Source organism: Haloarcula pelagica (genome assembly GCF_030127105.1).
In the GTDB taxonomy this organism is placed as follows: domain Archaea; phylum Halobacteriota; class Halobacteria; order Halobacteriales; family Haloarculaceae; genus Haloarcula; species Haloarcula pelagica.
On sequence record NZ_CP126161.1, the window covers coordinates 2,775,317 to 2,787,506 of the forward strand.

23 protein-coding genes are annotated in these 12,190 nt (G+C 62.4%); 20 read left to right on the forward strand and 3 right to left on the reverse strand.

From position 1 onward, the window contains the following. Positions 1 to 89 precede the first annotated feature (89 nt). The 3 genes from P1L40_RS14735 to P1L40_RS14745 all read left to right on the forward strand — a co-directional run bounded on the left by P1L40_RS14735 (position 90) and on the right by P1L40_RS14745 (position 790). Entirely contained in the window at positions 90 to 332 is a 243-nt protein-coding gene (locus tag P1L40_RS14735) for a hypothetical protein (protein ID WP_284008098.1), read from the forward strand. A 105-nt stretch (positions 333 to 437) separates the two neighbouring features. Then, complete coding sequence (locus P1L40_RS14740) at positions 438 to 629, forward strand: hypothetical protein (protein WP_284008099.1); 192 nt, start codon at positions 438 to 440, stop codon at positions 627 to 629. Continuing rightward, complete coding sequence (locus tag P1L40_RS14745) at positions 626 to 790, forward strand: hypothetical protein (RefSeq protein ID WP_284008100.1); 165 nt, start codon at positions 626 to 628, stop codon at positions 788 to 790. Before P1L40_RS14740 ends, P1L40_RS14745 begins: the two co-directional genes overlap by 4 nt. Here P1L40_RS14745 and P1L40_RS14750 read toward each other — a convergent pair. Then, positions 783 to 1,073, reverse strand: a complete 291-nt coding sequence (locus P1L40_RS14750; protein WP_284008102.1) for a hypothetical protein — start codon at positions 1,071 to 1,073, stop codon at positions 783 to 785. The two genes, P1L40_RS14745 and P1L40_RS14750, sit on opposite strands and share 8 nt — an antisense overlap. 281 nt (positions 1,074 to 1,354) lie before the next feature. On the opposite strand from P1L40_RS14750, the gene P1L40_RS14755 reads away from it, so the two are divergent. From P1L40_RS14755 to P1L40_RS14770, 4 genes are all read left to right on the forward strand, one after another. After that, on the forward strand, positions 1,355 to 1,525 hold the full coding sequence (locus P1L40_RS14755) for a hypothetical protein (protein ID WP_284008103.1): 171 nt from the start codon (positions 1,355 to 1,357) through the stop codon (positions 1,523 to 1,525). 73 nt (positions 1,526 to 1,598) lie between these two features. After that, complete coding sequence (locus tag P1L40_RS14760; RefSeq protein WP_284008105.1) at positions 1,599 to 2,237, forward strand: hypothetical protein; 639 nt, start codon at positions 1,599 to 1,601, stop codon at positions 2,235 to 2,237. A gap of 329 nt (positions 2,238 to 2,566) precedes the next feature. Continuing rightward, positions 2,567 to 3,622 (forward strand): Cdc6/Cdc18 family protein, encoded by a 1,056-nt coding sequence (locus P1L40_RS14765; protein ID WP_284008107.1) that lies wholly within the window; start codon positions 2,567 to 2,569, stop codon positions 3,620 to 3,622. Between the two features lie 178 nt (positions 3,623 to 3,800). Then, on the forward strand, positions 3,801 to 4,049 hold the full coding sequence (locus P1L40_RS14770) for a hypothetical protein (protein WP_284008109.1): 249 nt from the start codon (positions 3,801 to 3,803) through the stop codon (positions 4,047 to 4,049). Between the two features lie 7 nt (positions 4,050 to 4,056). Here the strand turns inward: P1L40_RS14770 and P1L40_RS14775 are convergent, their stop codons facing one another. Next, on the reverse strand, positions 4,057 to 4,320 hold the full coding sequence (locus P1L40_RS14775; protein WP_336402168.1) for a type IV toxin-antitoxin system AbiEi family antitoxin domain-containing protein: 264 nt from the start codon (positions 4,318 to 4,320) through the stop codon (positions 4,057 to 4,059). 353 nt (positions 4,321 to 4,673) lie between these two features. Between P1L40_RS14775 and P1L40_RS14780 the strand changes: the two genes are divergently transcribed. From P1L40_RS14780 to P1L40_RS14830, 11 genes are all read left to right on the forward strand, one after another. Beyond that, a complete protein-coding gene (locus P1L40_RS14780) occupies positions 4,674 to 5,111 on the forward strand; it encodes a hypothetical protein (protein ID WP_284008110.1) in 438 nt (145 codons plus the stop codon). Next, a complete protein-coding gene (locus tag P1L40_RS14785) occupies positions 5,111 to 5,401 on the forward strand; it encodes a hypothetical protein (RefSeq protein ID WP_284008111.1) in 291 nt (96 codons plus the stop codon). Before P1L40_RS14780 ends, P1L40_RS14785 begins: the two co-directional genes overlap by 1 nt. Continuing rightward, a complete protein-coding gene (locus tag P1L40_RS14790; RefSeq protein WP_284008113.1) occupies positions 5,401 to 5,610 on the forward strand; it encodes a hypothetical protein in 210 nt (69 codons plus the stop codon). Before P1L40_RS14785 ends, P1L40_RS14790 begins: the two co-directional genes overlap by 1 nt. Then, complete coding sequence (locus tag P1L40_RS14795; RefSeq protein ID WP_284008115.1) at positions 5,611 to 5,943, forward strand: hypothetical protein; 333 nt, start codon at positions 5,611 to 5,613, stop codon at positions 5,941 to 5,943. It abuts the gene before it with no gap. Then, positions 5,943 to 6,182, forward strand: a complete 240-nt coding sequence (locus P1L40_RS14800; RefSeq protein WP_284008116.1) for a hypothetical protein — start codon at positions 5,943 to 5,945, stop codon at positions 6,180 to 6,182. Before P1L40_RS14795 ends, P1L40_RS14800 begins: the two co-directional genes overlap by 1 nt. Next, positions 6,182 to 6,409 (forward strand): hypothetical protein, encoded by a 228-nt coding sequence (locus tag P1L40_RS14805; protein ID WP_284008118.1) that lies wholly within the window; start codon positions 6,182 to 6,184, stop codon positions 6,407 to 6,409. The genes P1L40_RS14800 and P1L40_RS14805 overlap by 1 nt, the downstream gene beginning before the upstream one ends. Further along, positions 6,409 to 6,852, forward strand: a complete 444-nt coding sequence (locus P1L40_RS14810; RefSeq protein WP_284008120.1) for a hypothetical protein — start codon at positions 6,409 to 6,411, stop codon at positions 6,850 to 6,852. Before P1L40_RS14805 ends, P1L40_RS14810 begins: the two co-directional genes overlap by 1 nt. Further along, on the forward strand, positions 6,852 to 7,367 hold the full coding sequence (locus tag P1L40_RS14815) for a hypothetical protein (protein WP_284008122.1): 516 nt from the start codon (positions 6,852 to 6,854) through the stop codon (positions 7,365 to 7,367). The genes P1L40_RS14810 and P1L40_RS14815 overlap by 1 nt, the downstream gene beginning before the upstream one ends. Next, positions 7,360 to 7,608 (forward strand): hypothetical protein, encoded by a 249-nt coding sequence (locus P1L40_RS14820; RefSeq protein WP_284008123.1) that lies wholly within the window; start codon positions 7,360 to 7,362, stop codon positions 7,606 to 7,608. The genes P1L40_RS14815 and P1L40_RS14820 overlap by 8 nt, the downstream gene beginning before the upstream one ends. Beyond that, positions 7,572 to 8,975 carry a ParB N-terminal domain-containing protein gene (locus tag P1L40_RS14825; RefSeq protein ID WP_284008125.1) on the forward strand — a complete coding sequence of 468 codons (1,404 nt, stop codon included), beginning with the start codon at positions 7,572 to 7,574 and terminating at the stop codon, positions 8,973 to 8,975. Before P1L40_RS14820 ends, P1L40_RS14825 begins: the two co-directional genes overlap by 37 nt. Positions 8,976 to 9,048: 73 nt before the next feature. Then, positions 9,049 to 9,210 carry a hypothetical protein gene (locus P1L40_RS14830; protein ID WP_284008126.1) on the forward strand — a complete coding sequence of 54 codons (162 nt, stop codon included), beginning with the start codon at positions 9,049 to 9,051 and terminating at the stop codon, positions 9,208 to 9,210. Between the two features lie 5 nt (positions 9,211 to 9,215). On the opposite strand, the gene P1L40_RS14835 is transcribed toward P1L40_RS14830, so the two are convergent. Beyond that, positions 9,216 to 10,499: a tyrosine-type recombinase/integrase gene (locus P1L40_RS14835; RefSeq protein WP_284008128.1), complete on the reverse strand. Its 1,284-nt coding sequence runs from the start codon at positions 10,497 to 10,499 to the stop codon at positions 9,216 to 9,218. Positions 10,500 to 10,619: 120 nt separating this feature from the next. Between P1L40_RS14835 and P1L40_RS14840 the strand changes: the two genes are divergently transcribed. Next, a complete protein-coding gene (locus tag P1L40_RS14840; protein ID WP_284008130.1) occupies positions 10,620 to 11,243 on the forward strand; it encodes a YlcI/YnfO family protein in 624 nt (207 codons plus the stop codon). Beyond that, positions 11,240 to 11,917, forward strand: coding sequence for a hypothetical protein (locus P1L40_RS14845; RefSeq protein WP_284008132.1), 678 nt, complete (start codon positions 11,240 to 11,242; stop codon positions 11,915 to 11,917). Before P1L40_RS14840 ends, P1L40_RS14845 begins: the two co-directional genes overlap by 4 nt. The last annotated feature ends 273 nt before the right edge of the window (positions 11,918 to 12,190 follow it).

Here is a 12,190-nt window from a genome sequence, read left to right on the forward strand (position 1 = left end):
GTATAGGTGTAACAGTGCCACAACCATATACCTTGGGGTCTATGGTATGTGGGACAAGGCATAAGTTATACACACACGTGGCTTATGGTGTGAGCGGAGCAACCAGCGGTATGGCGCTGACCGATGACGACCTGTCGCCGGCGCAGAGCGAGGCCTTAGAGATGCTTCGCGAAGGCCGGGTGACGGCACCGTTCGTCGCCGAACAGACGGGGTATAGCCTACAGTACGTCCGAGAACAACTGACCGACCTGCTCAAACACGGTCACGTGGAGAAGGTCCACGACGGGCTCTACGAGCTCGTCGACGACCCACGGGAGAACGATGCCGAGTAAGACCGACCCGAACCATGCGGATGCACAACGGCCCGCGCCACGGCCCGCTCGAACTGCTCCGGCTGGCCTGGGCACGACTCACTACCGGCGCGGAGGACGATCGCGATGATTCCTGAGTGGGGGCTCCGCCGGGATCCGTGGGGCAACCTCCAGACGATCGTCAACATGGGGCTGCAGACGGCGCCGACGGTCGACGCAGTCTGTGAGATCTGTGGACAGCGGCAGGCGGCGACGCTGACCTCGGACAGCCACCCCGACGGCCCGAACCTGCTCGCCTGCGAGGGGTGCTCGCTGTGACTGACAGCCAATTCATCACGGCGCCGTGTTCCGAGTTCGCCGAGGCCGTCCTGACTGGGCTCGGCGACGGGCCCGACCCCCACCGTGACGTGATACGGGCGCTGTCGGATCCCTACCGCTACGCGCACGTGCTCGACTGTCGGACGTTCGATGCTACCTGAATCGCCTCCTGTTCCCCGTTGACTGGTAGCCGCGCTTCGGAGCTGGCTGGGGCGTTGTCGGGTACCGTTCCCTTCCACCAGAGGCGCGTTCTGGGTGGTACTCGTCGTGTTCGCGAACATCACCTAAGTCCAACATCACGCCACCGGGCTCCAACCCTTCCTCGTCATCGCGATTATCTTTCGCACGATGATACATGTCGATACCAAAACGACAGACGATTGCAATTCTCGATGCGATCTCGAGGGCAGCTATAACCCTTTCAACATAAGATGGTGCTCCCATATCCGTTCATATCGGAGAATGGATATAATTCTTTGGTACCAAAAACCATGGTTCGCCATGGCTTAGGCGCTGTAATGGCTCCATCCGATTTTAGCATACTGGATTTGTTATTTATCTCCGACGGTGTTTTCGACAACGACGCTGCCACCCCTGCAAGCGCGTACTGCTCGATCGGTGGTCGTAACCGAACACGACTCTCGCCAGACCTGACTCGTCGGTGGGAACTAAGTATCACCCATCGAGACAGTCCTCTGTCGGGATGTAAACCCTGACAGACCACTATGAGCCTGTCACAGAAAACCCGCGAGCGCATCGACGATAGCACCGCCCTAATCGCACTCAGTCTGGTGTGCTTCGCACTCAGTGCGGGACTACTGACCGGGACCCTCACACTGGAGGCACTGATTAACCTCCTGGACGCGGCAGCCTCCAGCCTGGAGTCGCTGCCGTAGCGGGTCTCCTAACTTACCCCTCTTCAAAAGTTAACCTTTATCCCGGGAACATCCGCATGACAGTTCGTATATAATGTCTGACGGAGATGATGAAGCCAATCTTGCTGCCCTCCAGGGAGCCTGTGAGGAAGCAAAAGAGACGGTCAATCATCAAATGAACTGGCTTCAACAAATGGATACAAAGGCGGTGAAAATCCTCCGGGCAGTTCTCGTGTTGATTGGCCTTCTACTAACCGCCCTCTCCGTTTCCGTCCGGTCCAGCTCGATACAAATCACACAGTTTGTCAACCTGTTCACTATTGCGGGCGGGCTGGCCCTCGTCTTGTCTTCGATCTCCGCCGCGATCACATACATCGCATCCTCGTTCGAAGCCGGTATCGGTCGCAGGGATCTTACTGAAGCTATCGACGAAGGATACACCGAGGTCAAGTTCCACACAGAGCTCGCAAAGGGATACTCAAACTGGATTCAGTTCAACCAGTACGTTCTGCAGTACAACGCAATCATCCTTGCACTGACCATCATTTTCGTAATCAATGCGATTACGTTCCTCACTGCTGGAGCCATCGTTGGGGTACTTCAGGTAGCGTTTAGCCCGGCATCGACGGTTGTATTCGCCGCGCTTGTGATATTCCTTGTGGGTGTTGATATACTTGTGTATAAATCCGAGGCGATAATCGTCTGGTATTTCGACACACGTGAAGCGGATTGACCGATACACCATGGTATTTTAATGCCAAAACATTATAACAGGCGGTGCCTATGTTGGGATGTGATGGGCAAGCGAAATGACAACGACAGTGACGGGTTTGAGGGTACCCGTATCTCGAACAGCCCTCGGTACGGTCCAATTCGGGCGGTCAGGAAAGTAATCCGCCGCCGTCGCCGCACCAAAGAGGACTAGTTGTTTTTCGCGCTTGCCGTGTTTCGCTGCGTGCTGGTGGTCAAACTCCCCACTGGTTAGACTTGCGCCCGCCAGAGCAGCACTTCCGGAATTGACGCACCCGTTTATATGCCAGTCTCTCATCACTACCGGCCAGCATGATCGCTGACAGGTCGGTGTTTGGAGACGACCACCCGCCCCAAGAGCTTCTCCACCGCGAGCCTGCCGTGGCCGCCCTGACGCGCGCCTTCGAGCCCGCCACCCACGGTGATCGCGCCGACGACGTGCTGATCGCCGGCCCCAGCGGCGTCGGGAAGACCGTCCTCGCGACCCACACACTGGGGCGGCTCCAGCAGCGAGCCGACATCCACACCGCCTACGTCCGCGCGCTGGACCAGTCCGCCGCCGGGATCGTTCGCAATGTCCTCCAGGAGCTCGGCGCCGACCCAGCGATGAACACCCCACTCGAAGACCTCTGTCTCGCCCTCGACGAGCGCGTCGACCGGCCGACCGTCGTCGTCCTGGACGAAGCGAGCGAACTCCCGCGTTCGGATGCCCTCGCCCGGCTGGACGACGTTCCGCTGTGCTCGTGGGTCGCGATCTGCCACGAGCCAACCGACTGGCTGGCCCGCGTCGACGATCGTGTTCGTCACCGCGTCGTCGGCCGCGAGGTCGTCCTCGACCGCTACTCTGTCGACGAGCTTGCGGACATCCTCGAACCCAGGGTTCGTCAGGGGCTGCGTGGTGATCCCGTCGGTCGCGACCAACTGGAGCGGATCGCCGACACCGTCGCCGGCGTCGCGAGAGCCGGGATCCAGACGCTGCTCGCTGCGGCGGAGATCGCCGACGAGCGCCAGCACTCCCGCATCCGGGACGCCGACATCGAGGACGGCTGGCCCCGCGCGCAAGCGTGGATCCGCGAGAGCAATCTGGAGTCGCTGCCCTTCCATCACCAGCTGCTGTACGAGCTCATCCGTCGCGATGGCCCGCTGCGAGGTGGGGCGTTGCACCGCCGCTACGACGAGATCGCCGACGACGCCTATGCTGGCAGGGCTCGGACGCCGGTCCAGCGCCGAGCGCGTCGCGATCAGCTGGCGAAGCTCCGCGAGTACGATTTGATCGAGTGCGAGGGATCCGGACGCGGCGCCGAGTATCGGGTGTGTGATGCCTCGATTCGGTCGCCGTACGAAGTGGCCGTGCCGCCGGGGCAGTGACGCCGGCCGTTTAACCTACACTTCGCCGATATAGGTGGGGCGTTGTTGGTTAAGCGCGACGTGGGGGCGGTGTTGGTTAACCACACCGGGCGAGTGTTGGTTAAGCCCGTCGCGGCGCCGGCGCTTTCCGGAATTGAAGCGAACTTTAAGTGTGCTATCCCCCGTCGGTCGTCCCTGTATGCCCGACACGACAACTATCGAGATCCGCAAGGGACTGGACGTTGAGGTCGAACACCTGGAGCCCCGCGGCGAACGCGGCGCCCGCGTCGATGTCGAGACCGACGACGGCCGGAAGTGGCGCCTCGACATCACCCGAGGAGGAAAGTACGAAGTCGTGACCTCCTGGCGCGACGGGGAGCTCGCCGATCTGGACGAGCCCGAGTGGCTAAACGACCTGCTGGCGAGGATCGGGCGGGCGGCGGCGTAGAATGATGTCAGTCGTCGACCGGATCGAGCGTCGAGGCGTCGAGGTCCTCGTCGAGGTATGCCTCTCCGTCGTCAGTAATCGCGTAAAGACCGGGCGCGATACGGGTAAGAAGCCCATACTTTGCGAGCTTCGAACACCGACGGCTGGCATGGTTAGCGGACGTGACGCCGAACTTTTCGACCGCGGCCGGATTGAGGTTCCCCTCTGCACGGAACAGCTCAAGTATCCGGTCGTCGATGGGATTCATCCACTCGGCGTCCTTGCGCGGCACATCATCTCTGTCCGATTCCGCACTCTTAGACTCACCGGTCTGACAGTTACTCATTTATTATGTTTCACCACGCTATTAGCGTGTGCGTTCACACATAGTTGGTGAGTAACGACTAAGTAACTTGCGCCATACTGTCTGGATGGAAGCCATACACTCGCACAAAAACGGCCCCTCGAATGGTGTACCAGCACCTCGGGGCCGCTGGCTTCCGTCCCTACCAAGGGAGATTCGAAGCCATGAGACTATCAGAACACGGGCGCCTTAAGAGTACGCCCACTAATCGCGCAGTCGACCCTACGCAGGGTCGTGAAAGCACCGACTCGCAGAACACGAAACCGAACCCACGCGGGGGCGTGGGCCCAGATACGTCAGGGGGTTGTGCAGGCGACAAGCGCCGCCCAGTCGCACAGTCCGACCCGGCGGCGGATAACAGTTGCCGTCCGATCGCCGACGGCGCCGGCGGGATCGTCGGCCGCGCCGTGGCCGTCCTGACCGACGACAGCGACGACCAGGCGACGATGCTCGTCACGGGGATCCCCGGCAACCGCGCCGAGGACCATCCCGTCGGCAGCGGGTCGGAGACGGTCGCCGACTACAACGAGGACTACCCCGCGAGCGACTGGGTGATTCAGGTCTGTTACCCCCAGCGCACCGACGTGTCACTGGGCAGCCAGACCGAGTACAGCTTCCCGCGCTCGCGCCTGGAGCTGGTCCGGGCGATCCACACTGAAGACCGGCATCGGTTGGCCCACGCGGAGCCGCGCCAGCAGCCGACGGGAGGTGACGAGTGATGGCCGACGGACTTCAACACGGCGAACGTGCGACGGTTCGTGTCGACGGCGACGAACTCGAAGTGTTCGACCACGTCAGCATCTCGACGCACCACTACGTCAACAGCGTCTACGGCTACGAGACGTTCGAGGCCGACATCGCGGCCGGCGACATGGGGCACGGGCCTGAGCCCGAGGCCGTCACCGCGCGGGTGGCCCGTCTGCTCCAAAGCACGTGGCACATCGACGTGTGGAACGACCACGACATCGAGGTCGTCGACATGGACCGCGACGACGTGGAGGTGCTCTAATGGACATCGCCGATCGGGCCGAGGCCCGCCGGCGGACCGAACACCCGCTCCTGCGCGACCAGGAGGTCACGGCCATCGAGCACGGCGCCGAGACCATCCTCGCCCCCGAGCGGGGTATCCTCCGGTCCGACGACGGGACGCCACAGGCCTTTACCGGCGGGAAGTGGCTCGCGAGTACCGTCGTTGTCGACGCCGAGGAGGTGCGGTAGATGGCGAACCTCACGCGCGAGGAGCGCCGGGCGCGCATCGAGCGCGACGACGGCGCCCTCGACGACGACGTTCATCACAGTGCCACGACCAGCCGTGGCGATATCTGCTATCACGACGACGAGGACTGCCACAACCTGCTGCGGGCCGACAGCATCGAGACCGTGACGCGCGCCGAGGCCCACCGTCGGCTGTGGCCCGCCTGTCGTCTCTGTGTCTTGGACGACGCCGACGACCGCAACAAGGGGCCACAGCAGGCGTCACTCCGACACACCACCGACGATGTCGACTACGAGTTCGAGTGGGACAAGCGCCACGCGGGAGGTGACGCCTAATGGCCGAGACAGTCGAGGTCTGTCCCGACTGCGACAGCGCGACGATCCGCAAGCGCTCGTTGAGCGCCCGCGGGCAACACGCCACCGACAGCCGCCAGTACCACTGCGAGGACTGTGGGCACACGTTCGACCAGCCCACAGTCCGCCCGCCGGAGACGAACACGCAGGGCGGCGCGGAGAGCGCCCGGACCGCGGCGCTCCTCGCGATGGATCCCGACGCCGCTGGAGGTGACGCCTGATGGATCGCCTGGTCGACGCCTGTCCCGAGTGTGACAGCCCCGAGTTCTACGGGATCGTCGGCTCCCCTGTCGGCGACGCCGGCACCGATCACGACTACCGCTGCCGGCAGTGTGGGGAGGCGTTCGACGAGCCGGCGCATCGGGAGGCCAAGGCCGACTCCGGCGGGAGCGACATGACGCGCCGGCTAGAGCGGATGGATCCCGACGACCTGGGGGGTGAGGCCTGATGGCAGCCCACCCCGCCGCCGAGGACCTCCCCTTCGACGCCGAGCGGCTCCCACTCCCGCTCGGTCAGCCCGCCAGCGACCGAGCGCTTGCGGTCCTCGACGAGATCGCCGCCAACCGCGCGACCGTCCATCGCGTTCGCGAGGTCTGCCAGGAGGACGCCCCCGCCAGCGCTGCCGGCGCGACCGACTGGACGCGCACCCTCGCCCACGCCGACGGGGAGCTGGTCGCGACGACGTGGTCGAGCACAGGCGTCACGGAGGTCGGCTACGATCCTGAGGACGAATCCTACGAAGTCGTGGGATGGTCGGCCCTCGCGGAGACGATGGGCAACGACGCCCGTTTCGCCGAGTCCGCATCCGCGAGCAAGGCTCGGGATCTCCTCGGCGGCGCCCCGCAGCTGATCCATCGCGAGGAGTCCGACCGGCTCGGGGGTGAGCGATAGTGCCCCGCGCCGACTGCCAGGACTGTCCCTGGAGCGAGGACGCCGCGGATCTCGTCGCAGCGAGTGACGCCGCCGACCGCCACGAGCGCAAGGAGATGCACGACGTGCGTGTCGAGCGCGTCGCGACCGACGGCAGCGGCGAGACGCGCCTCGACGAGGACGGCGTGATCCTCTCGATTCATATTGCAGACGGGGAGGGCGGTTCGACCGACTTCGGCTTCGGCGTCACCACATCGCGCCACCTCGTCCGGGCGATCAACGCCGGCCTTCGCGTCGACGAGGTGTTCGACCGGCTGCCCGACGGCCGCCGCGACAAGCTCCGGCTCTTTTCAGACACGCTCGGCGACGCAGCGAGCCAGCGAGAACAGACCGACGGCGGTCGCGATGTCCACGCCGTCCAGCAGCTTCGTGGCGTCGGCGATCAGGGACTGTGCCCCAACGGCTCGCGGGACTGCCCCGACGAGCGCGGGTTGCCGTGCTCGGACTGTTTTCTGGGGGGCGAGGGCGATGTCTGAAGGCGACACCTACAGCGTCGACGACCCCGGCGTCGCGAAGGCCGAGGGCGAGAGTTTTGAAGAGGCCGCCGACCGGCTCCGGGAGACCGAGACTGTTGGGGTGTGGCTCGTCGTCGACGCCGACGGCGATATCTGCGCCTACGACCCCCACCACTACCCTAAAGGCGCCGAAGATGCCGAGCACGCCACTGTCATCCGCGCCTGGTGGGAGACCGTGCCGGCGAGGGGGCGGTCAGCATGAGCAACCCGTTCAACGACGCGCTGGACTGGGCCCTGCAGGGCAAGCGCGTCCGTGTCCACACCGATCACGGCGTCTTCGAGGGATGGGTCGATCGGATCCATCACGGCCGCGGGAGTCTCGTCCTGCATGACTGCTACGACGAGGAGCGCGACGCCGAGATCGGCTCGGCGTTCATCCGAACCGCCCAGATCGTCACGGTCCTGAAACCGAAGAAGCGCATCGAGTTCCGCGCCGTCGACGAGCTGGACGCACATCCGGCTCACCCCGACGACTTCGAGCCCAGGGACGCCGTTGTTCGGCGCTGCTATCGCAACCAGTTCGCCGGCGGCTACCCCGTCGTTCGCGAGGACGGGACGATCATCAACGGTCACAAGCGGATCGCCGCCGCCCAGCTGTCCGGTCTAGACGAGCACCCGGTCGAGGTCGTCGACGTGACCGACGACCAGGCCGACGAACTGTTCGCGCTCGCGCACCGCGGCACCGAGCTCGAGGAGGCAGCGCTCGCGAGCGACGACGACGCGGAGGCCGGCAGTGGCGACGTGACTGAGCCAACCGACGAGCAGGAAGAGACCGTCGACGAAGATCCCGCCGACGAAGCCGAAGCCAGCGACGAACTGACCTGCGATGTCGAGGGCTGCCCCTTCACGACCGACTCCAAGCGGGGGCTCGCGATCCACAAAGGGCAGAAACACCATGACGCCACCTCCGACGAGGGGGGGTCCGGAATGGAAGCTGACATCGCTGCCCTCCTGGAGGAACACGGCGAGCTGCCGAGCAGTGAGATCGAGCTGTTGCTCGAAACGTCGTCGGGACACTACCGGAACGTCCTCTCGAAGATGCAACGCGACGGTCGTGTGGAGTCCCGCAAGGATCCGGACGACAAGCGCCGGAGCCTCTACCGGCTAGCCGGCCACGACATCGACGAGGGCGACGACGCGCCCGATACCGACGACGACGAGCATCGCGTCGGCGACCCGCTCGAGGAGCCCGACGAGGGCGTCGACCCGGTCTGGTGTGGCGTCTGTGGCAAGGGGCCGTTCGACCAGCCCCCCGATCTCGGCAAGCATCACAGCATGGCTCACGACGCAGAGGATCCGGTGCCACTCGACCACGACCCCGACGACTCGGAGCTTGCTGACCCGGCGAGTGGCGACGACACGGCCGTCCAGGAGCGACTGCCCGACGATGTGTCCGAGGATGATGTTCACGATGCCGTCGACGACCACGCCCCCAACGGGTATCTCGGCGAGATCGCCGAGGACCTCGGGATGGGCGAGGGCCCGACGCGGACGGTGCTGCACAAGCTCGGCCGGTATGCTGACGTGCTGGACGCCAGCGGGCCGAAGCTCGGAGGTGAGGAGGCGTGACACCCCAACAGACTGGGGTCCTGGTGCTCGCGATCGGCGTCGTGAGTCTGCTGTTTGTCTGGCTGGTGATACCATGAGCGCAACCACAGAAGAACGGTCGGCTGAAGAACGGCTTCTCGACCGCCTCGACGAACTCGAAGAACTGGTCGCTCACGAGCGGGGGCGTGATGGTGACGCGGCCTGGGTGTACGAACGCGTTTACGAGAATCTCCGCGAACGGGAGGGAGAGAACTGATGCCGTCAGTCCTCCAGGAGGCTGGGGTTCTCGGCGAGCACCTCGCGGACGACCCCTTTCAGTTCCCGGCGGTCACTGTCGGGTTCGTTGATGGCATCTCCAGAGACATCGTCTTTGGCGTCCTCTTTCAGTTGGCGGGCGGCGTCGTCGGTTTCGTGCCCGCAATTGGGACAGAACTGCGCGGTCGACTCGATCTCCTCGCGACAGTTCCCGCAGACGATGTGTTCGAAGGCGAGTTCGTCCTCGTCGCTCCCGCCGTTGCCCTGGCTGAAGCCCAGCGCCTCGTGGATGGCGCTGTTGCGCTCGGACTCGGTGGTCTGGTCGTAGGCTTCCAGCGGTCGGTCGTCCGACCAGCCGAGGATCTGGATGATCTCTTGTGGTGTGAGCCGGTCAGAGTTCGACATCCGCGTCGCCCCCGTGCGGCGGAAGTTGTGGGGGTTGACCGGCTTCGCGATGCCCGCTCGGTCAGCACAGCCTTGGAGGACATCACGGACGCGATCGTCCCCGACGGCGCTCTGCTGGGGGTTATCGTGATCGTACCCGCGTTCGAGCGCCCACACCGGCGCGCTGGGGTTGCCCTTGTCGGGGTGGTGGTGCCGGAGGTACGTGCGGACCTCCGCGCGCGAGTACAGGACGGGGATCTGCGTGCTGTCGAGGTCTTTCAGCCCGTCGACAACCTCGGCATTCGGTTCGAAGTAGGGTTCGTCGCCGTCGAGGTGCATGTCTTTGCGCCGGAGCGAGAGGACCATGCCGATCCGGCCGCCGATGTCGGCAAGCAACGCGATCAGGGCCCGGTCACGGGGGCAGGTGGCAGCGTCTTTCAGTGCCTCGATGTCTTCGCCCGACAGCATCTCCTCACGGGACCCGGCGCCGGACATCTCCAGCGTGGGCAGTTCGACATCTTCGTGCCACGGGTAGTCACCCCAGTCGTCGCTCTCGTCGAGGAACCGGAAGAAAACACGGAGGGCTCGCTTGTACCCGTACATCCCGGTGCCGTCGGGATCCAGCCCGTACCCGTCGGGTTTTGGTGTGACGAGCGTGCTCAGGAGCCGCCGGAGGTCCCCGAAGGACATGTCGACCAGCCAGGTCTCGGCCCGTTCGGATGCACAGCGCAGTTGACTCAGGTCATTCGTGAGTGTGGATCGCGCTCTGTCTTCGACATCGCGACGATACTCGACGAAGGCACGGATGGCCTCCCGATCGCGATCGTCGATGTCGGCGGCATCGAGCTGCTCCCAGCGCCGGTCCAGTTTTTGCTGGAGTCGGGTGGGCTCGTTGACGTTGACCATACTCACCGTTCAGAGGCACATATGTTAGGATTAACTGACCGGACATGCGCCAGATGTTCGGCTGATTGGGGACACAACGTACCCCCAGATTTTATTTAGCAATTCCGCGTAGCCGACGGCATGCCAGATGGGGCTCACGACAAAGTCAAACTCAATGTCCGAGTACCTCCCAACAAGAAGCAGGAGTGGAAGGATTCCTTGGAGGAGGGAGAGACGCTTTCGTCCCTTGTTCGACGAGCAGTTGATCACGAGATCCGCGACGAATATGTCTCGAAGGGCGCTATTGACGAATTAGTAACACCCACTGATCAGTCAGATATCGATCTTTCATCTCTGACGGATCGGCTCGAGGAAATGCAACAGACCGTAGAAGCTTTTGAGAGCAAACTCGACACACTGTCGGCGTCAAGTACGGAAGAAGCTGACGGAGACATTGAAAATCTCGCTATGGATCTTCTCCCACGGATTCCAACGTATCCTCAGGACATCCCGGAGCATGTTCTACGTAGTGTGGAGGGGACTGGCGACATGGATCCGAAAGAGTATATCAGTTACATCATTCCGGCCTCCCGGAAAGACGAAGACTTTCCCCTGATCGAAGGGACAGCACAACGGCTTGCGCGGGAGATGAGAGAACCCACTCCGAAGGTCCGTGAAGCACTCATTTACCTCGAAACAGATACGACTGAGAACGTCGAGAGCGCCATCGTTGACGGTGTTCGGCACTGGATGAAAGGACTATGAGAAACGAAAAAGGCCAGTATTCCAGCCCGGAGGACAAGCAAATCTCATCAGAGATGGAAGAACTACTGGGTCTTTATCTCACCAGCCTCCAACAACAGAAATCAAGAACCAAAGAGTCCACACTTGAAACCCGTCGCCGTGAGGTGCGATATTGGTTGGCATTCTGTGAGTCGAACGATATTGACCCACTTGCAGCGACTACCGACGATGTCAAAGGCTACATCCAGGTCAACACTCACCTTGCTGACACGACAATCGGTTCGTATTATCGTTCAGTTCAGTCGTTCTATAGTATCGTCGAGAACGACGCCGCAGAGGATCGGCTCGAACTTGCTAACGGCCATCCCTGCAAAGACCGACACACGATTAATCTGAAGGAAGATTACGACATCCACGAAGACAAGGCGGAATACAAGCTACAGCATGATTTAGTAGCGCAGGATATCGACGGTGTCAGAGAAGGATCCAGTGACATACTTGCTCTCAAACCACAACAGGTAGAGTCCCTTTTCGATAACGTCCCGGGAAAGACGCCTGGATCAAAACTCCGGAATGAAGTCGCTGTGAGATTAAACTGGTATACGGGCTGCCGGAGCGTTGAATTGTCACGGCTGAGTATCGACAACATCGACTGGGACGAGTGTAGTATCGACGTCCAATGGGCAAAGCTCTGATAGGATATGGTATATAAATGGTGTGGTGTTTGAGTGGGCACGCGCGCTCTGAGACACCCTGGGACTCTTAAGCACGGTCCAATAATAATCGGGGTATCGCAGATGTTAGAAACGGAGCGTTCATCGGATGAAGCACTGCGGGAACCGACGTACCGCCGACTTTATCTCGGTGCTCTGGAGATCGAAAACTCCGAAAGACGATTGAAAGCCTGTTATATTATTCTACTTGGTGGGAGGTTAGGTCTCCGTACTGGTGAGATTCAGCACGTTCGA